We start from the raw sequence: 18,405 nt of genomic DNA on the forward strand, positions 1-18,405 counted from the left end.
TTAATCTTATTTTTTACGCTAAAATCTTAACCCTTTAGGGAAATTATTTTTGATGGTCTTGTCAACGACCTTGGCAAATCCTAGACCATTGCCATTAATGAGTAATTGGTACCAGCCTGTTGGATAAGATTGGGGCAAAGTAATGACGTTACCTGACACATAAGGTCTAAAGTCTTCCTCTCTAAGCTCAATAGATGATCGGACCTCATCAGGCTTTAAAGCTAATCCCAAGGCGTAAGAGGGTTCAAAGCGTTTCTTCTTGAAGACGCCTAATTCTAAACCGTTCCGAGCAATTTTAAGGCCATCTAAAGCAGGAAGACCATCTGGCAAGAGGTATAGGTAATCACCAAAGGTTTGTAGTGTTCCTGATAGGGTAAGGTTTAGATGGTCTTTTTCAAACATTTTCCAAAGACGTAACTGGTCTTTGATCAAGTTGGATTTAGGTGCTTTTAGTTTAGTGCTTTGTCCTTCTTGACGCTTATCTTTTAGCTTGGCCACAAATTGCCCTTCCCCTTGATAACGATGAGGGTACATTCTAGCAGTCTCTGGAAGTCCGATACCACTAACCATTCCATTTAGTTTTGGAACATCGACCAATTCTAAAAAGGTATAAGTCTCTAAGAGCCACTGCACAACATCTTCATTTTCTTCAGGAGCCCAAGTACAGGTGGAGTATATCAATTCTCCTCCTGGTTTTAACATGGCTAAGGCGTCTTCTAAAATAGATTTTTGCAACTTGGCACATTCTGCGGGATACCCGTGATGCCAATATTGAATAGCATCAGGGTCCTTGCGAAACATTCCTTCACCAGAACATGGTCCATCAAAGACGATAGTATCAAAATAATGAGAAAATACCTTGGCTAAACGATCTGCGGATTCATTAGTCACCACAACATTTCTAGCGCCAAAACGTTCGATATTTTCAACTAAAACCTTGCTGCGCTTCTTAGAAATTTCATTGCTGACTAAAAGACCTGTATTGTCTAAATAAGCTAATAAATGAGTTGATTTTCCTCCTGGTGCAGCTGCCAAGTCTAAAACACGACTCCCCTTTTGAGGAGCCGCTACTTGTGCCACCATTTGAGCCGCTGGTTCTTGGGAATAAACCAACCCCGACACATGCTCTGGAGACTTGCCAGATAGTTTACCATAATATCCCCATAAGGTATTTGGAATGGGGTGTTCAAAGGTTTTTAGTTGATTCTTTAAGGGGTTAATCCGAAAAGCATTGACCGGCTCTTGGTTAAAACTTGCCAAGAAATCTTCTAATTCTTTGCCTAGTATTGCTTGATAAGTGTTAATAAATTCTTTTGGTAATGACATCATTTCTATTGATCTTCAAGTGTGATGGCAGAGTCCTTTGTTAGAAAAGACGCTATCCTAGTGAGTTGGCATTTAGGAACAAACATGATTTTTTGACGTGTTTGAAAATCAGGCTCATATCCGTCAATAGTTAGTAAAACATAACCCAGTTTATCGCCTAGTACTTTTGCTGCTGCGTAATCCCATGGTTGGATAAATGAAAAATAGGCCAGTAATTCCTGCTTCATGACCTTAACCATGCAGATACCTGCACCACCATAAACCCTTACACCTAAAGTCTTTGCAATTAGATGAGCAAGGTTACGATCATTTCTGGCAAACATGCCTGCATTGCAGCCAATTAAGCTACGCTCTAAAGGTTTTTCTTGGTAAGCTGGAAGCTTATCACCGTTTAAAGTAACTTCAAAATCACCACCACCAGCTAGTAATTGATCTGCCATCACATCATAAATAAGCCCAAATTGACCAATTCCTTGTTCATAATAGGCAATCATCACTGCAAACTGTGATCCCTGCACAATAAAGTTAACCGTTCCATCAATGGGATCGATGACCCAAACATTTCCTTGATTAATGGGGTGACGAACGTCATTTTCTTCAGCTAAAATGGCATCACAAGGATAGGTCTGATGAATACGATCCATCAGTAACTGTTGAGTTTCTTGATCAACATTGGTAACCAGATCATCAAATTGTGTTTTCACCTGAATATCTAGCTGCTCTGACATTTTTGACTTGATAAAAAGCCCTGCTTCTTTAATGATTTGCCTTGCAAATGCGTATTTAGTTTCCAAGGGAAAAGAATCCTTTCTCAATTGCCTTCGCTTTTTTAACAACTTGATAGGTCGAATAACCACTAACTTTTTGAAAATCACGATCGATTTGCTTTTCCTGAGCTTTACTTTTGACAATGGTTTTATAAGTCTTATAACTATCTAGGAGTTGTTTTGCATCTACTTTTTTTTCATATGCTAATTCCACTTTATTCAAAAAATGAAGCACTGAGGATATTTCTTCAGTGCTCCAACTTAAGTCAAGTGGATAATAATAATTACCTGACATATCACCCCTCAATTTCTGCTTTTATCGTTGCTTGACGTAGTTCTTGCTTGCGATAATCTCTCGATAAAAACGCTCTAATTTCATCTTCATTAAAACCAATTTGCATGCGTTTTTGATCCATGATAATAGGGCGACGAAGAAGACTTGGATTTTTAGCAATTAAATCAATTAAATCTGAAATTGAAAGCTCTTCTACATCAATATCAAGTTTTTGAAAAACCTTTGAACGTGTTGAAATAATATCCTCCGTTCCATTCTCTGTAAAAGAGAGGATTGACATTAATTCATCACGGCTTAATGGACTTGTAATAATATTATGCTCTTGAAAGTCAACTTCGTGTTTTACTAACCATGCCCTTGCTTTACGACAACTGGTACAGCTAGGTGATAAAAATAAGGTAACCATATTTTTCCTCTATCAAATTTACTTACCTTATTATACAAAAATTTAAGATAATTTGCTATCTTTTTTCCAATTTAATGCTGTTCGTTTATCATATTCCAATCTATCAGTCAAATCTTCGATTCCCTCGAATTTTTCCATGTCTCGAATCTTATCTAACCAAACAATCTCAATAATTTCTCCATAGATCTCTTCGTCAAAGTCAAAAATGTTAACTTCTAGACGCAACTCTTTCCCCCCAAATGTCACATTTTTACCTAAACTCGTCATAGAGCGATAGATTTTATTAGCAACAATAACATTTGTAACATAGACTCCATCAGCTGGTAAGTATGTGTTGTCAATTGGAGCTAGATTGGCTGTTGGGAAACCAATAGTACGGCCACGCGCATCCCCGTGAACGACTCTTCCCCTTGTCGATAAGTCATAGCCTAACAAGTGGTTTGCTTTAACTACATTACCTTCTTGAATAAGCTTCCTTATCCATGTAGCAGAAATTTTTCGATGATCTTCTTTTATTTCCTCAATGGTATAAACTTGTCCTTCAAAATTTCTGGTTAAATAATCACTATCTGTACGATTATGCCCAAACTTATAGTCAAAACCGACAACAATATGCTTTGCTTTCAGGTTTTTAATATAATGAGTTATAAAATGATCAGATGAGACCTTAGAGAATTTAGAAGTAAAATCAACCAAATATAATTTATTTACACCGTAATCGGCAAATTTTTCATAACGCTTCTTTGGATAAGTAATATGAAGCAATAACTCAGGAGAAAAACGCGAAAAAGCCAATTTCGGAGACTCTGTAAACGTAAAAACGACTACTTTTAACCCTTCTTTATTTGCAACCTCTCTTGCTTTGTCAAATAAGGCTTTATGACCACGGTGTAATCCATCAAAATATCCCAATATCAAGACTGTATCATCTTCTTGGTTAATATCACGATAATCTTTGATATATTCAATTTCCATAATTATCCATTCTACTTACTCAAACTATTTAAATAAGAACTTTTTTGGGTTTGTATTCTTGATCTCTTTTTTCTAAAATAGCAATTACTTTTTCGCCATGAAAAGCAGCTAACAGTGGCTCTTGACTAGGGAGACTAAGACGGCGACCAAATGAAATTTCAGTCAATTCAGTATCATCAATAACCATTTTAGGAAGATCAGCAACGCCATACTCGATCGGTAACAAAAAAGACATCTCTTGTTTAGAAACCATATCAGCAATTTCTCCCAAAGTATAGGCAGTCTCGAGGGTTAATCCTGCTGAAGCTGATCGCTGCAAGAAGGACATATGACTCTCTACCCCTAGAGCTCGACCTAAATCAACTGCTAAGGTCCGCACATAAGTCCCTTTGCTACAAGCAACTTTAAAAGAGAATCGGCAAAGACCGTCTTCAGTAAAATTCAAAGGGCTGGTGCGTTCAAACAGAGAAATAGTCACTTCTCTTCTAGGACGTTCCACACTTTCACCAGCACGCGCATACTCGTATAATTTACGGCCATTAACCTTTACGGCTGAATACATAGGTGGGGTCTGTGTGATTTTCCCAAGGAAAGTCGTCATCGTTTGATCAACGAGTTCTTCTGTTAGCACAGCTGGCAAAGAGGACCTCGCAACTACCTCTCCACTAGCATCCTCAGTCGTTGTTGAGTAACCGAGAGTCACTTGTCCTTCATAAACTTTACCAGCTTCTGTCATGTATTCGATCACACGAGTAGCCTTACCAACTGCAATTGGTAGAACACCGACCACATCAGGATCTAAGGTCCCCCCATGTCCAATCTTTTTTTCTTGTAATAACTTCCGTAATTTAAAAACTGCGTCATGAGAGGTCATGCCGGCTTCTTTTTTTAAATTAATGATTCCATTTATCATGTCTATTTTTCTCTCTAATTAGTAATTGTTACTGATTCTATTCTACCGCTTTATCATCAGTTTTGCCAAAATAAACGCTTAACCAATTTTAGCAGGGAAAGACTCACTTTCAGGCTTACTGGTCCTTGAGGGCTTCAAATTTCTCTCGCATGGTTGGGTTTTGGCGGGTCAGTTTTTTAACTGAAACATCCTCTAATTTATTATTAGCTAAGCGTAACTGATTTTCACTAGTGGTTAAAAAGCGTTTCACTTCCTCCATGCGTTTAATCGATTTATCAATCTCGTCAATAGCCTTTTTAAAGTTGTTGCTGGCAGACTGATAGTTCTTAGCAAAGGCATTCTTAAATTGGTCCAAATCCTCTTCGAAGTGAGTGATGTCAATATTTTGTTCCTTAACCAAGGCCAACTCTTGCTTATAGTGTAAACTATTCAGGGCCGCATTTCGCAGAATCCCTATCAACTGAATAAAGAGTTGAGGACGAACCACATACATCTTTTGATACTCATGACTGACATCAACAATCCCTGTATTGTAGTAATCATTATCAGCTTCTAACATGCTTACCAAAACAGCATACTCACAATCTTTTTCGCGACGGTCTTTATCTAACTCCTTGAAAAAATCACTATTTTTATGTTTTGTTTTGGTGGTGTCTGCCTCGTTCTTCATCTCAAACATGATAGAGAGGATTTCTACACCATTGGCATCAACCTCTCGGTAAATATAGTCCCCTTTTGACCCACGACTAGACAATTGGTTATCTTTGACAAAGCTAGCATTGGGGAAAGCATAGCTTCTTACTTTGTTAAACTCTGTTTCAGCATAGAGTTCTAGACTCTCTCCGATTGCTTTGGTAGATTGCTGCGCTTTGAAATTTTTATAAAATTCAACTTGCTCGTTAGCCGCTTTTAACTGTGCTTCGTAGTCGCTGCGCACCGAAGCCAACGACAATTCACTTTCTTTAGCTTGAAGCGCCAATTGGTTTTTGATTCCATCGCGTTCTTTTTCGATTGTAGCAAGTTTTGACTGGAACGTGGCATCTTTTTCAAGTGCTAATTTGTCCAGCTGATTGGTCAAACTAACCACTTCTTTGTCCTTCTCAGCTAATTGATTGGCCAGTTCCAAAGCATTTTGCGAGGCTAATTTATCAAGTTTCGCTTCTAAAGAAGCAATAAGCTGGTCTTTTTTAGCCAGTTCTTCTTGTCTGAGGTAGGCTTGTTCTTTTTCAATTTGCTCTAATTGGTTTGTCAAGCTGGTAATAGCTGTTTCTTTTTTTGCGACAACCTCATGCAATTGATGCTTCGCTTTTTCTTCCAGCAAGGCTATCTCATTGATTAGCCGTTTTTTCAATTCTTCATCAAAGGCTTGCCCTCTGACTTGTTCCAATAATTGACTATACTCTGACTCATTGATAGTAAATAGGGTATGACAATGAGGGCATTTTATTTCGTTCATCTTGTCTCCATTCTGAGATTCTTCATTTTATTATAGCAAAAAAGCTCAGGAAGTTAAGTCCCAAGCTGTCATAGATAAGAAGTGTGCAATAGAGATTTAGTCATTTTGATAATCCTGATAAAACTCTACCTTTAATAAGATAAAGCGCTCTAAGTCTTGTAAGAGCTGAAATAAAACCGCACGTCGCTCAAATTCCTCCCGAGTTTGAGGAAGATCACCATGACGAAAGGTTTCAAGCAATTGTTCGATGTCATCAATCAAGGTTAAAGCCGGATTTTGTTCGCTTAGCTGACAAGCAGTTTCGTGAAAAAGATGTGACAAAAGAATACTTTCCTTACTTTGTCTCATTAACGTGTTTACGTTGATAGCCATTTGTCCCAATAGTCTATTTTGTTGTCGTCGCATCTCAAAATAATGAACTTGATAATTGGTCTGCTGAAATAGTTGATTATGCCTTTCTCGATAAACTAGTTTTAGAGCTTCATCTAATATTTTATCAAGGTTTTTGATCAAGAGCCCTTCATTTTGACCTTTTCCTTCCAGTAGAAAGCTTTCAAAACGGTATAAGATACCTTTCAGATCCGATTCAACTTTTTGGTGATAGTACCGAATTTGCTGATCTTGTGGACCCATATAAGCATTAAATAGTAAAGCGACACTAGTCCCTACAAAAAAGAGCATAAACTCATTCGATAAAATAGGTAATGCAATACTTTTTTTAGCAATCAAATGTGTCACAAGTACTGTTATAGGAACCAGTCCTGCCTCTATCTGAAAGTGATAGAGCAAAGGAATAATAATTAACAAATAACACATAAAACCTACTGTCGTAAAACCAAACAAGCTAAAGCACATCATCGCAATCCCAAAAGCCAGGAAAAAAGATAGCAAGCGATTCCTAGCGACCACCAAACTGGACTTACGGGTGTCTAAAACACTTAACAGGGCAATGATCCCCGCTGACATTGCATAATCCAGATGAAGTTGGTAAGCAATTAAAATGGCAACAATGGTAGCCAAGGTCATTTTTAATGTACGTTCAACTGAACCCATGACAAGACTCCTAACCTAATCCTTTTTGAATTTCATTCTGAATATATTCCCACTCCTGTTCTGCTCGATTGAGTTTACGATGATAATCTGTTAATCCTCTCAAGTAGTGATTAATCAAATAGTCCTGTTTCACTAAAGGAATAACGGGAATTGGAATATCCAACAATTCTTTCGTTGAGAGATTGATCACATCTTTGCCATGGTCCGCTACATCCAAGAGCGCTTGACCAATAGGTGAGTCCAAAAAGAACTTGATATAGTAGCCCCTTAACAGTTTTTGAGGGCGTAAGACAGTGATATTTGATGATGCCACCACATCTCGATTTTGCTTATGAAAAACACAGACTTTTTTTAGGGTTCCCTTAGAGGCGATTAAGACATCTCCGTCTTCCAAAAGGTAACGCAAGAGCTGCCTACGATCCATCTGGAAAGTTCTTAATTGGTGATATTGAATCCCTAAGGTGCCCATGTCAGATAAATTAATCAATCCCACATCACCTGGCACAACCTTACTTGAGACTGCTTTTCCTTTAAAACAATCAACAACTGTGCCTAATGTTACCTTTTCTCTGCTATCTGCTAGATAGGCCTCAATGCTATTTTCCATACATAGTATCTTTCTATTAAATTATAGTATTTAGATACTATCATAATATGATTAACTTTTCAAGTGCTGTCTATATCTGTCTTTTCACCAATCAATCTATGGATTTCAAAGCTTCTAACATATCAACCTTTTTTAAATGGCGATTAACCCAGATACCTAATACCGCTAACAAGCTAAGGATTACTAGAATTGGCACTAGATAAACATAAGCATCAACCTTTACACCAAATTGAATATCCCCAGTTGAAATCATTGTCATGATATAAGTATGCAGGCCTTTTCCTAAATAGATACCTAAAAGAATGCCTACTAGGGATAGCGAAATAGTTTCTCGATAAATATATAAGGTGACCTCCTGATCGTAAAATCCCAGAACTTTAATAGTGGATAATTCTCGAATACGCTCAGCAATATTAATAGTCGTTAAGTTATAAAGGATAACGATTGCTAATAAAATAGACAAGAAGACAAGGAGGGTCATGACCTGATTAAGAGAGGTGACTACTAGCTGAACAGATTTAATATGATTGACGTTTTGTGAAACTGCTCTAATCGCTTTTAAGGTTAACAAGTCACTGGCTGTCTCCTTTATGTGCTTGCTATCTTTGTCTTTTACCTTAATCAGATAGGCAGGAGCAGCCTCCAATCCTTTAAAATGATTCTTAAAATAGGTATCAGACATTATCAGGTAATGGCCAACTGTCATGTCAATAACCTGTTTAATCGTCACTTTATAAGACTGTCCTTTCCGATCAGTCAATACCAACTGATCACCTGGTTTTACCTTGTAATAGGAGGCTAATTTCTCAGAAATCAAAACACCAGAGGTTGGAATGGGAACCTTCTTTTGCTCCTGACTATCCAGCAGATTAAAATAGGGACTAAGAGAAGTAGCTGAACTTGATAAAATGGAAATACTTTGCTTATCAGGTAATCCCTTTACAGGAAGGGTTAAGCTGGCATAAGATACCTTTTGGTACCCTGTAATAGGTTCTTGTTTAAGATAGCTAGCTAAGTCAGTTTGCTCTGTCGCTGTCGCTTTGGCCGAACCGACAGCCAAAATATCATAAGTCGTTAAATCACCAAATTGATGCTCAACTACTTTGGCTAATGACGACTGAATCCCTAAGCCTGCAAATAAAAGGGCTACTGAGCCTGCAACGCCTACAATGGTCATCAGCATTCTTTGTTTATAGCGAAAAATATTACGTATGGTCACCTTGTGAGTAAAGGACAGGGCTTTCCAGACAAAAGTAAGGTGTTCCAACCAGATTTTTGCCCCCTTACTAGGAGGTTTGGGCAGCAATAACTGAGCTGCATTGAGGAATAATTCCTTTTTGACAATTAAGTAGGCTGGTAAAACAGCAGATAACATAGCCAGCAAGTAAGCTATGCCATTATAAAACCAATAACTATAAAGGTGAGTCTTTCCAATAGTCAAAGCTCCTGTTAAGATCTCTGAAATCAAGGTAGATAAGAGGTAAGTTCCCCCAATAATACCTAAAGTTGTCCCTAAAAAACTGGCTAAAAGCCCATAGATAAGAAACTTTAAACTGATATCCTTGTTAGAATAACCAATGGCTTTTAATAGACCAGAGCTTGTTCTTTCTTCATCAACATAACGTGTCATGGTGGTAAAGGCTACTAGAGCAGCTACGAGATAAAGAACAACAGGAAAAATATTTCCAACATTTGAAATGGAGGTCGTTGAAGTTGCATAAGTATGATATCCTTCTCCTCCTGGTAGGGTCGAGCGATTATAAGTCAGGTAACTGGGTTTTTCTAGCTTATCTTTTGTAGCCTGCACCTGCTCTAACTGCTTTTCCTCCTTGGCTAATGCTTGTTTGCCTTGTTCAATCTGATGCTTAGCTTCTTGTAAAGCAGAGCCTTCTAAAAAAGTTAAGTTCTCCTCACTCGCAGCTAGTTTCACTGTTTCCTTTGCAAGTGCTGCTCTGCCATTTTTTAAGGCAAGGTCATACTGATTTTGGAGGTCATCATAACGCTTCTGGCCATTATCTTTAAGTAGATTATCCAAATGAGCTTGGTTTTGGGTTACCCTTTTTTGATAGTCTTTGGAAAAAGCGTTTGTCAGACGAAGATGACTAAAACGGATGCGCAGCAGGTTAAAGGCACTTTTAAAAACGTTTGGATTAACAAAAGCATAAGCGTAGAGACTTCCATCTCCGGTTGAGGAACTTCCTAAATTGGACTTGGACCAAACTTCTGAAGAATTCGCAAAACCAACCACTTGAAAATGGGTTGTCGTCAGCAAACCTTCCATAGGTGAGGTGACTGCTAGTTCATCTCCAATCTGATAGTTTTTAGCAAGTGAGGAGGATAAAACCAAATCTGTCTCTCGCTTTGGCCAACTCCCTTTAACCAAGACTGGCTTAGACACTTTCTTTGGCACGCTATAGAGCCTAAGAGATTTCTGGTTGCTAGTTAGACTGACATCAAGTAAATGACCATATTCTAAATGAGCCCCTTTTAACGTATCTAACTCTTGTTTATCGGCTTGGGAAAATTGATGAGAAGCCAGTACCGTTAGGTCCATCACCTGGTGTCTTTCGAGGTAACGGCTGGCTGTTCGTTCCATATCTGGACCGGTGACTTTAAGTCCAACTAAAGCAAAGGAGCCTAAGGCCATTAGGAAAAATAAGGAAATGAATCGCCCTTTACTATTCTTGATAGCTCTCAAAATATCCTTCCATAAGGTTTTCTTTATCATACGACACCTTCCTCTTAATAATCAATTGTCTCAATGCTTGCAGGTTCCTTATTAATGACTGTCTTGGTAACCTGTGCATCATGCATAAAAATGACACGATCAGCTATCGGAGCAATAGCAGCATTGTGGGTTACAATAACTACCGTGGTCCCCTTAGTTTGTGCCATATCCTGTAAGAGGGTTAGAATTTGCTTTCCTGTTTGGTAGTCAAGGGCACCTGTAGGTTCATCACAAAGAAGCAATTTAGGGTTTTTAGCTAAGGCACGTGCTATCGAAACCCGTTGCTGTTCACCACCTGAGAGCTGAGCAGGAAAATGATCCAGACGATGACTGAGTCCTACTTCCTTTAAAATGGTCACAGGATCTAAAGCATCTGCTACAATTTCAACTGCTAATTCAACATTTTCTTTAGCTGTCAAATTAGGAACCAAATTATAAAATTGAAAAACGAAACCAATAGCATTCCGACGATACTGAGTTAAGGCCTTAGACGTGTAATGAGCAATGTCTTTGCCATCAATAATTACTTGACCTGCATCTACTGTGTCCATGCCCCCCAAAATATTGAGGACTGTCGATTTACCAGCTCCGGATGCTCCCAAAATAACCACTAGTTCTCCTTTATTAATCTCAAAAGACACTTCGTGGTTGGCAAAAACAGTCGTCTCTCCTATCTGATAAGATTTTGAAACCTGTTTTAATTCAATAAAAGCCATCTGCCCCTCCATTATTTGAACATAGTGTTGATTTAATTATAGCCTTATTATATAATGGCCCTAAGTATTTAACAAGAACAAATCTGACGCAACTGTTGATTTAAGGAGCACCTGAGAATGACCAAAAGACATACTGAAACCAAAGCTTATGTAAAGACCGCCTTAACCACCTTACTAACTGAACAATCTTTTGAAACTCTTACTGTCTCTGACCTTACTAAAAAGGCTGGTATCAATAGAGGAACCTTCTACCTCCACTACACTGATAAATTTGACATGATGAATCACTTCAAAAATGACACTCTGGATGATTTGTACCGTTTGTTAAATCAGGCTGAAATCTACACAGACACTCGACAAGTCCTCAATCAAACCTTGTCCTACCTTATAGAACATAGAGAATTTATAACCGCACTCGCTACTATTTCTTACCTCAAATTTCCGCAACTCATCAAGGATTTCTGTTACCAATTTTTGACTACTATTACTGGTTTCCAAGACATTGTGACCAATCAATACCATATTCCTTATCCCTATGCTTTAGAAGTTTACCTTGCCAGTATTGAGAGCATTATCAGCTATTGGATTGCTAATGGCTATCAAGAAACCACTGAAGAGGTTGCCGATATTATTCTCAAAGCAGTTACTCTAGACAATTAAAAAACATCAAAAGAGTCTGAAATCATGCTCCCAATCCCAAACAACTGTCTAAACAGATATTTTGGAAAGACAAACCATGATGATCTGCCTCTTTTAATAATGCTCAACAGCAACAAAAAAAGTTTGAGGTGGGCCCTCAAACTTATAATCCTTTTCGTAAATTAAAAAAGGTCTTCATTCGTGAAATGACTGACTCATCACCAACGAAATAAATATGATCGCCTTTTTCAATAACAGAATAAGGACCTGGTGAAACGATAAACTGACCAGCATGTTCAATAGCGACGATAGTTGCTCCTGTCTGGTGCCAGATATTTAACACACCAATAGATTTGCCAAAATGTTCCGAATCTTGATTACAAATAATCTCATAAGGTGCTAATGGGTATTGCTTACTAACAGATTGACTTTGCATTAAAAAATCATTAACCAAAACAGCCATTTTTTCCATTGCTTTTCCCTGATCATTAATAGTCTCACGTATTTTTTCTTTTAAAACAGCGATGGAATGGGTTGATTCGTATTGATTTATAAACTCAATAGCTCTTTCTTTTGACAGCACAATAGCTCCACTACCATGTTTTAAAGTCAAAATTTTCAAGTCAGCTAAAATATTCAGGCCTTTACGAGCCGTTTCTGGTGATACATTAAATGTCGAGGCGATAGTAGTTCTTGACTTTAACTTTTCGCCCACTTCATATTCGCCATTTGCGATACGCTGAGCTACTGAAATAGCAATTTTTTGATATTTTGAACTTGTTATCTCTTTTTTAGGACTTATCACTTAATTTACTCCTTTCTAACAATTTGAAAAATTTATATCTAATTAAATCATATTTTTAGAGAGATGACAATAGTCCGTATCTTTTTAACCGTGACAAAAAGAGCTGGTAAATACCAGCTCAAACTTATCACCACCAGTCAATAATACTTCCTAGACGATTGCTTATTTAGCTGCCTCATCACTATTTACAGTATCAGAGATAGTATCTTTTAATTTTTCTGTTTGTTCTGATACAAATTGTGAAGTACTTGAAGCTGCACTAGTGACACGATCTTGAACAGTAACGCTAGCAGCTTCATGTTCTTCCTTAGTACGAATATCAACAACGTTCACATTGACTTCAACAACTTTCAAATGTGTCATACTGTCAACGTTTTGAGAAACAATAGCTTTAATAGATTCTGCAATAGCAGGAATATCTTTACCGTATTCTACAATGATTGCTAAATCAACTGCTACTTCCTTGCTACCAACTTCAACTGAAACACCATCAGTTACAGACTCAGAATTCACCAAATTATTTTTGATATTTGAGAAAAATCCACCTGTTACAGCTAGTAATCCGCCAACGTTTTCCAAAGCATGACCGACAATTTTTTCGATGACCTTATCGTCATAAGTAAGAGTGCTTTTAATTTGAGTTTTTTCCATCATGTCCCCTTTATTTATCTTTATTATCTAAGCCTTTAGCTAATCCTTTTACAGTATCTTTGGCGTCTGCAATAACCTCTTTAACTTTTCCAGTAACTTTATCTACTTTACCTTCAGTTTCTAAAGATTTATCTCCAGAAATCTTACCAAATCCTTCTTTTAACTTGCCACCAGCTTGATCTAATTTCGCATTATATTTTTCATCTGACACAATAAACCCTCCTTTAGCTTACCTAATTGACGACATATGATTATTTTACACGTGGCTCAGCTTTTTGATCTTGAAGTTTTTCAACACCGTTATCCACTGAAGCTTTAACATTCTCAACTTGATGACTCGTAAATTCAGATGTTGAACGTGCCATGTCTGAAACTTTGTCTTGTAAACTTACTTTTTCAGCTTCAAATTGTTCTTTTGTTTTAATGTCGACTACTTTAACATTAACTTCAATCACATCCAGATCGGTCATTCTCTTCACTTCTTCTTCAACGATCGATTTAATAGAGTCATAAATAGTCGGCACATGCTTTTGATATTCAGCGACAATATCAAGATCAACGGCAACTTGTTTTTTTCCAACTTCCACGTTCACGCCATCACGTACAGATTCGGTGTTTACTAATTTATCTTTTAGGTTAGCAAAAAAACCACCATTTACACCCAGTAACCCATCAACATTTTCAAGTGCTAAACCAACAATTTTTTCAATTACTTTATCATCATATGTTAATTGGCCACGAATTGCTGAAGTTAAGTCTTTAGATGTGTTTTTAATATAAGTTTCAGTCATAATAAGTCTCCTTTATTTACGATTAAGAAATTGATCAATAATACCTGTTTTTTTGGCATACAGGCCACCATATATTCCTAAAATAATGAAAATAATTGCTAGTAGCGTTTTGAATAAACCAAAAGCCATGAGCAATATGGCAATAATTAGCCCCACCAAGCCACCAATAATAGGGTACTTGAATTTTTCATAAAATTCCATGATAGATCTCCTATTCTACACGATTTCTGGTAATATGTTTACGATCAGAATCAGCAATATCTTTAACATAAACTTTGAAATTAACAGGATAATTAATTCCGAAGAACTCGGTTAAACCTTTTTCGATCCCTTCTTTCACGCCACTAATTTGATCTGCCACTGCTACACGAGAAGCTAAACGTCCTTTAACGATAATGTTAAACTTCCGCTTATATAATTTAGCTGTGACTGTTGGGTTTGGCATCAAACCTGCAGTTTGAATAGCGGTCGCAACATAACTTTCAATAGCCGATTTTTTTAATAAAAGTGTTCCTTTTTTATTTTTATGGCGTAACTGGACCTCAGTATAAATTCTTGGGTATAAAATAATAACTAATAAGGCAAGAAATGTTATAACAAATAATACAAGGGCTGTCCAGAAGTAATAATAGGATAAAGCTGAATCTAAGAGATTGGGAAAACTATCCATACCCCAACTTAGCCAACGATAACTATAAGGTAAATATATATAGCCTCCGGTTATTCCAACTACCCATCCAAAAACAGACAATAGAACAAGTCCGACAAGACAATAACTAATCTTTAACAATTTTGACATACAGACCTCTTTTCTACTTAACATTCTCTATTTGTAAGTACTTACTAAATAAAGAGGAAACTAGTTGTTAGTTTTGTTTAGTACAAAAGAAGTGATCATAACAACGATAACGGCACCAATAACTGACGGGATCAAAGACATTCCTGCTAAAGAAGGGCCCCATGAACCAAGTAAAGCTTGACCAACGGAAGAACCAACTAGACCAGCAGCGATGTTTGCAATCCAGCCCATTGAACCACCTTTTTTAGTAAGTGCTCCAGCAATCACACCAATAAGCGCACCGACGATTAAAGTCCAAATAAGTCCCATGATAATTCTCCTTTTTAGATACTCCTGTACCTTTTGTCCAAGGAAGAATAACAGCTGTCATTCTTCAAGCAATAGTCTTTTAATAGTCGACTTTCAAAAAGTGACTATATAAACTAAATAATAAAGTGTTAGTTTATTTTTTGTTTGAATACCGATATTTCAAAATCCTATAAAATGTTATTTTGATAATATTTTATAAAGTGACCACTCGTTATTTAATTTATATTGTTATTATACACCTTTAAATTTAAAATGCAACTGATATGCTCCTAAAACTTAAAATTTTTTAACTTTTATATGATACAGAAATCTAAAAAAAATGAGCTTCCTACTCACTTATATAGTAGGAAGCTCATTTTTTTCTTATTTTTTCTCAATAGGAGCAACACTTGCTAGTAATTTCTTTAAACCAACTTCTGGAAATTTGATTTTCAATTCCATCGTTTTTCCGGAGCCTGAAACCTCAAGCACAGTCCCGTCTCCCCATTTTTTATGGTGAGCGATATCGCCAATCTGCCAAGTGACCTCTTCTACAGAGCTATTAGAACCAAACGGTAAAACTGAGCTAGTTGAAGCTGATGGTATCGTATGTGCCTGCATTGGCTGTGCTGATTGTCTTACTTGAGCCTGGGCCTTTCGAGCTTGTAAGGCTTCTGATAGGCTCATCCCTTGTCCAAACTGTGTGTGTGTTTCAGTAGAAAAACGCACACCAAATGAAGATTGTGCTGGTCTTGCCAATCCTTTATAAGAGAGTAGTTCCTCTGAAATTTCTTTCAAGAAGCGTGTTGGACGGTTATAACTACTTTTACCAAAGAGGGTTCTGGTGTTGGCATTGGTCATAAAGAGAACTTCTTCAGCTCTTGTGATTCCGACATAAGCTAAACGTCTTTCTTCTTCCAATTCATCTGGATCTTCAGAGGCACGTGATAAGGGGAAGACACCTTCTTCCATACCAATTAAGAAAACAACAGGGAACTCCAAGCCTTTGGCAGCATGTAGGGTCATTAAGGTTACTTCAGCAGCTTCTGCTTGGGAATCATCTGTATCAGCAATCAGTGCTAAATCGTTTAAAAAACGTCCCAAGCGATCAACACCGGTTTCGTCTTCTTCTTGAGAGGCACTTGACTCGTCAAAATTTTTGGTAACAGATAAGAATTCTTCGATATTTTCGATACGGGCTTGGCTTTCCAATGTATTTTGCAGGCGTAAGCTATCTAAATAACCTGTTTTTTCTAACAAAGCTTCTGCTAAGTCGGTGATACTCATCTGATCTAGGTCTTGACGTAGCTGACCGAGAATATTGGCCAAGTCCATGATAGCTTGTGCTGCTTTACCTTTCAAGGGGGACATCAATAGATTTGAAGCTGCTTCTAATAAAGACTGGTCACTCTCATAGGCAAACTGACGCAGTTTATCAAGCGTTCCTGGACCAACACCTCGTTTAGGCTCATTCACAATCCGCTCAAAAGAAATATTATCAGCAGGGTTAGCAACAATGGTTAAATAGGCAATCAAATCCCGAATTTCTTTACGGCTGTAAAACTTGGTGCCTCCAACCATGGTGTAAGGAATATTGGATTTTAAGAGTGCTTCTTCAATGGTCCGAGATTGGGCATTGGTACGGTATAAAACAGCGAAATCTTTGAAGTTTTTTCCAAGCTCTTGACTCATATTGCTAATGGTTGAGGCCACAAATACTGCCTCATCTCGCTCATCATTTGCCCGGTAATAAACCAGTTGTTCACCATCCGCATTTTGTGTCCAAAGTTTCTTAGGACGGCGATTACGGTTATTGTTAATCACGTCGTTAGCTGCTTGCAGAATTTTCTTGGTAGAGCGATAGTTTTCTTCTAAAAGCACTACCTTAGCATCTGGGTAATCTTTTTCAAAATCAAGAATATTTTGCATGTCAGCTCCCCGCCAACCATAGATAGACTGATCAGCGTCTCCAACAACGCAAATATTTTTAAAGCGAGAAGCTAGTAATTTAATTAGCTGATATTGAGCATGGTTGGTATCTTGGTACTCATCCACATGAATGTATTGGTAACGCTGCTGGTAATAAGCTAACACGTCAGGATTAGCGTCAAACAGGCGTAGCGTCATCATGATTAAATCATCAAAGTCAAGTGCTTCGCTACGTCGTAATTCTTCCTGATAAGCTTTGTAACACCTCGCTACGATTTGACTATACATATCAGCAGCCTGTGCCTCGTATCCCTTTTCATCAAGCAAATCATTTTTAGCGTTTGAAATAGTTCCTAAAATAGAACGTTCATTCCACTTTTTAGGGTCTATATTTAATTGTTTTAAAATGCGCTTCATCAACGTTCGTTGCTCACCTGGATCCACGATTGTGAAGTTTCGGTTGTAACCAATGTGATCAGCCTCACGACGCAGAATCCGTACACACATGGAGTGAAAGGTAGCAATTAAGGTATCTTTAGTAGCTGGATTTAAGGCCAAGGCCCTTTCTTTCATTTCACGCGCAGCCTTATTAGTAAAGGTAATAGCTAAAATATTCCAAGGATTGACAAATTTTTCATCAATTAAATAGGCAATACGATGGGTCAGTACCCTTGTTTTACCAGAACCAGCCCCCGCCATAATCAATAAGGGGCCTTCAGTTGTTTGAACAGCTTGTGCCTGCCGATCATTCATTCCATTTAATAAAGGATTCATGCTTTCTCCTTAATCTCGTTCAGTGACATCTCTTTTATCAACCTTAAAATTATATCATGTTTCCAAGAAAAATAGCAAAGAAGACCCCAAAAGTAAAGAGATTCCTTTTTTCTAGTTTAGGATCAGATATTTAAAAATAATAGCGATTTCTTAAAGCATTCCTTATTTTTTTGCTATTTTGGTTGACTTCATTCGTTTTTTGAGGTATGATAGTCCTAATTTAATAAACCGAATGATGTCATGCAGGAGAAGAATTTTTTTCGCCGAAGGAGTTATACTCTCAGGTGTTCAGTTTTTGAACGGGACTGTTTGATGGACGGACTTCTGGAGAGACCTTATTAGGCGCCGAAGGGGCAAGGCATACTGCTCAATCTCTCAGGCAAAAGGACAGAAGGTAAAATACAAACACCATTAAGAACAGTCTTAGTCTTTTTTGTGTTTGCTGTTTTATCATTGCTTCAGAAGTTGTCTCAAAGAAAGAGATAGC

At 37.5% G+C, this 18,405-nt stretch carries 20 protein-coding genes and 1 riboswitch; of the genes, 1 reads left to right on the plus strand and 19 read right to left on the minus strand.

Going from position 1 to position 18,405, the window contains the following annotated elements; genetic code table 11:
- Positions 1-18 precede the first annotated feature (18 nt).
- The 11 genes from B6D67_RS05465 to B6D67_RS05515 form a co-directional block, all read right to left on the minus strand.
- A complete protein-coding gene (locus B6D67_RS05465) occupies positions 19-1,326 on the minus strand; it encodes an RsmF rRNA methyltransferase first C-terminal domain-containing protein (protein WP_011054532.1) in 1,308 nt (435 codons plus the stop codon).
- Between the two features lie 5 nt (positions 1,327-1,331).
- On the minus strand, positions 1,332-2,120 hold the full coding sequence (locus B6D67_RS05470; RefSeq protein ID WP_010922361.1) for an inositol monophosphatase family protein: 789 nt from the start codon (positions 2,118-2,120) through the stop codon (positions 1,332-1,334).
- On the minus strand, positions 2,110-2,388 hold the full coding sequence (locus tag B6D67_RS05475; protein WP_002984497.1) for a UPF0223 family protein: 279 nt from the start codon (positions 2,386-2,388) through the stop codon (positions 2,110-2,112). The genes B6D67_RS05470 and B6D67_RS05475 overlap by 11 nt, the downstream gene beginning before the upstream one ends.
- 1 nt (position 2,389) lies before the next feature.
- On the minus strand, positions 2,390-2,794 hold the full coding sequence (locus B6D67_RS05480) for a Spx/MgsR family RNA polymerase-binding regulatory protein (RefSeq protein ID WP_010922362.1): 405 nt from the start codon (positions 2,792-2,794) through the stop codon (positions 2,390-2,392).
- A 42-nt stretch (positions 2,795-2,836) separates the two neighbouring features.
- Positions 2,837-3,769, minus strand: coding sequence for a bifunctional riboflavin kinase/FAD synthetase (locus B6D67_RS05485; protein WP_002989679.1), 933 nt, complete (start codon positions 3,767-3,769; stop codon positions 2,837-2,839).
- 28 nt (positions 3,770-3,797) lie between these two features.
- Complete coding sequence (truB, locus tag B6D67_RS05490) at positions 3,798-4,682, minus strand: tRNA pseudouridine(55) synthase TruB (protein ID WP_002989678.1); 885 nt, start codon at positions 4,680-4,682, stop codon at positions 3,798-3,800.
- A gap of 115 nt (positions 4,683-4,797) precedes the next feature.
- Positions 4,798-6,138 carry a DUF2130 domain-containing protein gene (locus tag B6D67_RS05495; RefSeq protein WP_010922363.1) on the minus strand — a complete coding sequence of 447 codons (1,341 nt, stop codon included), beginning with the start codon at positions 6,136-6,138 and terminating at the stop codon, positions 4,798-4,800.
- Between the two features lie 96 nt (positions 6,139-6,234).
- A complete protein-coding gene (locus tag B6D67_RS05500) occupies positions 6,235-7,191 on the minus strand; it encodes an aromatic acid exporter family protein (protein WP_002989673.1) in 957 nt (318 codons plus the stop codon).
- A gap of 10 nt (positions 7,192-7,201) precedes the next feature.
- Positions 7,202-7,798, minus strand: a complete 597-nt coding sequence (locus B6D67_RS05505; protein WP_010922364.1) for a restriction endonuclease subunit S domain-containing protein — start codon at positions 7,796-7,798, stop codon at positions 7,202-7,204.
- A 91-nt stretch (positions 7,799-7,889) separates the two neighbouring features.
- Positions 7,890-10,526 carry an FtsX-like permease family protein gene (locus B6D67_RS05510; RefSeq protein ID WP_010922365.1) on the minus strand — a complete coding sequence of 879 codons (2,637 nt, stop codon included), beginning with the start codon at positions 10,524-10,526 and terminating at the stop codon, positions 7,890-7,892.
- Between the two features lie 14 nt (positions 10,527-10,540).
- On the minus strand, positions 10,541-11,242 hold the full coding sequence (locus B6D67_RS05515) for an ABC transporter ATP-binding protein (RefSeq protein WP_010922366.1): 702 nt from the start codon (positions 11,240-11,242) through the stop codon (positions 10,541-10,543).
- A 117-nt stretch (positions 11,243-11,359) separates the two neighbouring features.
- Here B6D67_RS05515 and B6D67_RS05520 point away from each other — a divergent pair, with 117 nt between their 5' ends.
- Complete coding sequence (locus B6D67_RS05520) at positions 11,360-11,902, plus strand: TetR/AcrR family transcriptional regulator (RefSeq protein ID WP_002984482.1); 543 nt, start codon at positions 11,360-11,362, stop codon at positions 11,900-11,902.
- Positions 11,903-12,044: 142 nt separating this feature from the next.
- Here B6D67_RS05520 and B6D67_RS05525 read toward each other — a convergent pair whose 3' ends face one another.
- The 8 genes from B6D67_RS05525 to pcrA form a co-directional block, all read right to left on the minus strand.
- Positions 12,045-12,686 carry a GntR family transcriptional regulator gene (locus tag B6D67_RS05525; RefSeq protein WP_010922367.1) on the minus strand — a complete coding sequence of 214 codons (642 nt, stop codon included), beginning with the start codon at positions 12,684-12,686 and terminating at the stop codon, positions 12,045-12,047.
- A gap of 162 nt (positions 12,687-12,848) precedes the next feature.
- Complete coding sequence (locus tag B6D67_RS05530; protein ID WP_002994467.1) at positions 12,849-13,337, minus strand: Asp23/Gls24 family envelope stress response protein; 489 nt, start codon at positions 13,335-13,337, stop codon at positions 12,849-12,851.
- 10 nt (positions 13,338-13,347) lie between these two features.
- A complete protein-coding gene (locus B6D67_RS05535; RefSeq protein ID WP_002984476.1) occupies positions 13,348-13,548 on the minus strand; it encodes a CsbD family protein in 201 nt (66 codons plus the stop codon).
- A gap of 40 nt (positions 13,549-13,588) precedes the next feature.
- A complete protein-coding gene (locus tag B6D67_RS05540; RefSeq protein ID WP_002984475.1) occupies positions 13,589-14,128 on the minus strand; it encodes an Asp23/Gls24 family envelope stress response protein in 540 nt (179 codons plus the stop codon).
- A 12-nt stretch (positions 14,129-14,140) separates the two neighbouring features.
- Positions 14,141-14,329, minus strand: a complete 189-nt coding sequence (locus tag B6D67_RS05545) for a DUF2273 domain-containing protein (RefSeq protein WP_002984473.1) — start codon at positions 14,327-14,329, stop codon at positions 14,141-14,143.
- A 10-nt stretch (positions 14,330-14,339) separates the two neighbouring features.
- Entirely contained in the window at positions 14,340-14,927 is a 588-nt protein-coding gene (gene amaP, locus B6D67_RS05550) for an alkaline shock response membrane anchor protein AmaP (RefSeq protein WP_011285553.1), read from the minus strand.
- A 60-nt stretch (positions 14,928-14,987) separates the two neighbouring features.
- Positions 14,988-15,236, minus strand: coding sequence for a GlsB/YeaQ/YmgE family stress response membrane protein (locus B6D67_RS05555; protein WP_002984469.1), 249 nt, complete (start codon positions 15,234-15,236; stop codon positions 14,988-14,990).
- Positions 15,237-15,599: 363 nt separating this feature from the next.
- Positions 15,600-17,918 carry a DNA helicase PcrA gene (gene pcrA / locus B6D67_RS05560; protein WP_002989648.1) on the minus strand — a complete coding sequence of 773 codons (2,319 nt, stop codon included), beginning with the start codon at positions 17,916-17,918 and terminating at the stop codon, positions 15,600-15,602.
- A gap of 314 nt (positions 17,919-18,232) precedes the next feature.
- Positions 18,233-18,319: riboswitch (glycine riboswitch) on the plus strand.
- Positions 18,320-18,405 lie beyond the last annotated feature (86 nt).

The organism is Streptococcus pyogenes, from assembly GCF_002055535.1.
GTDB lineage: Bacteria > Bacillota > Bacilli > Lactobacillales > Streptococcaceae > Streptococcus > Streptococcus pyogenes.

Coding starts and splice junctions, on each gene's coding strand:
- B6D67_RS05465 (WP_011054532.1), bottom strand. CDS start 1,326: ATGTCATTACCAAAAGAATTTATTAACACTTATCAAGCAATACTAGGC.
- B6D67_RS05475 (WP_002984497.1), bottom strand. CDS start 2,388: ATGTCAGGTAATTATTATTATCCACTTGACTTAAGTTGGAGCACTGAA.
- B6D67_RS05480 (WP_010922362.1), bottom strand. CDS start 2,794: ATGGTTACCTTATTTTTATCACCTAGCTGTACCAGTTGTCGTAAAGCA.
- B6D67_RS05485 (WP_002989679.1), bottom strand. CDS start 3,769: ATGGAAATTGAATATATCAAAGATTATCGTGATATTAACCAAGAAGAT.
- truB (WP_002989678.1), bottom strand. CDS start 4,682: ATGATAAATGGAATCATTAATTTAAAAAAAGAAGCCGGCATGACCTCT.
- B6D67_RS05495 (WP_010922363.1), bottom strand. CDS start 6,138: ATGAACGAAATAAAATGCCCTCATTGTCATACCCTATTTACTATCAAT.
- B6D67_RS05500 (WP_002989673.1), bottom strand. CDS start 7,191: ATGGGTTCAGTTGAACGTACATTAAAAATGACCTTGGCTACCATTGTT.
- B6D67_RS05505 (WP_010922364.1), bottom strand. CDS start 7,798: ATGGAAAATAGCATTGAGGCCTATCTAGCAGATAGCAGAGAAAAGGTA.
- B6D67_RS05510 (WP_010922365.1), bottom strand. CDS start 10,526: ATGATAAAGAAAACCTTATGGAAGGATATTTTGAGAGCTATCAAGAAT.
- B6D67_RS05515 (WP_010922366.1), bottom strand. CDS start 11,242: ATGGCTTTTATTGAATTAAAACAGGTTTCAAAATCTTATCAGATAGGA.
- B6D67_RS05520 (WP_002984482.1), top strand. CDS start 11,360: ATGACCAAAAGACATACTGAAACCAAAGCTTATGTAAAGACCGCCTTA.
- B6D67_RS05530 (WP_002994467.1), bottom strand. CDS start 13,337: ATGGAAAAAACTCAAATTAAAAGCACTCTTACTTATGACGATAAGGTC.
- B6D67_RS05540 (WP_002984475.1), bottom strand. CDS start 14,128: ATGACTGAAACTTATATTAAAAACACATCTAAAGACTTAACTTCAGCA.
- B6D67_RS05545 (WP_002984473.1), bottom strand. CDS start 14,329: ATGGAATTTTATGAAAAATTCAAGTACCCTATTATTGGTGGCTTGGTG.
- amaP (WP_011285553.1), bottom strand. CDS start 14,927: ATGTCAAAATTGTTAAAGATTAGTTATTGTCTTGTCGGACTTGTTCTA.
- B6D67_RS05555 (WP_002984469.1), bottom strand. CDS start 15,236: ATGGGACTTATTTGGACTTTAATCGTCGGTGCGCTTATTGGTGTGATT.
- pcrA (WP_002989648.1), bottom strand. CDS start 17,918: ATGAATCCTTTATTAAATGGAATGAATGATCGGCAGGCACAAGCTGTT.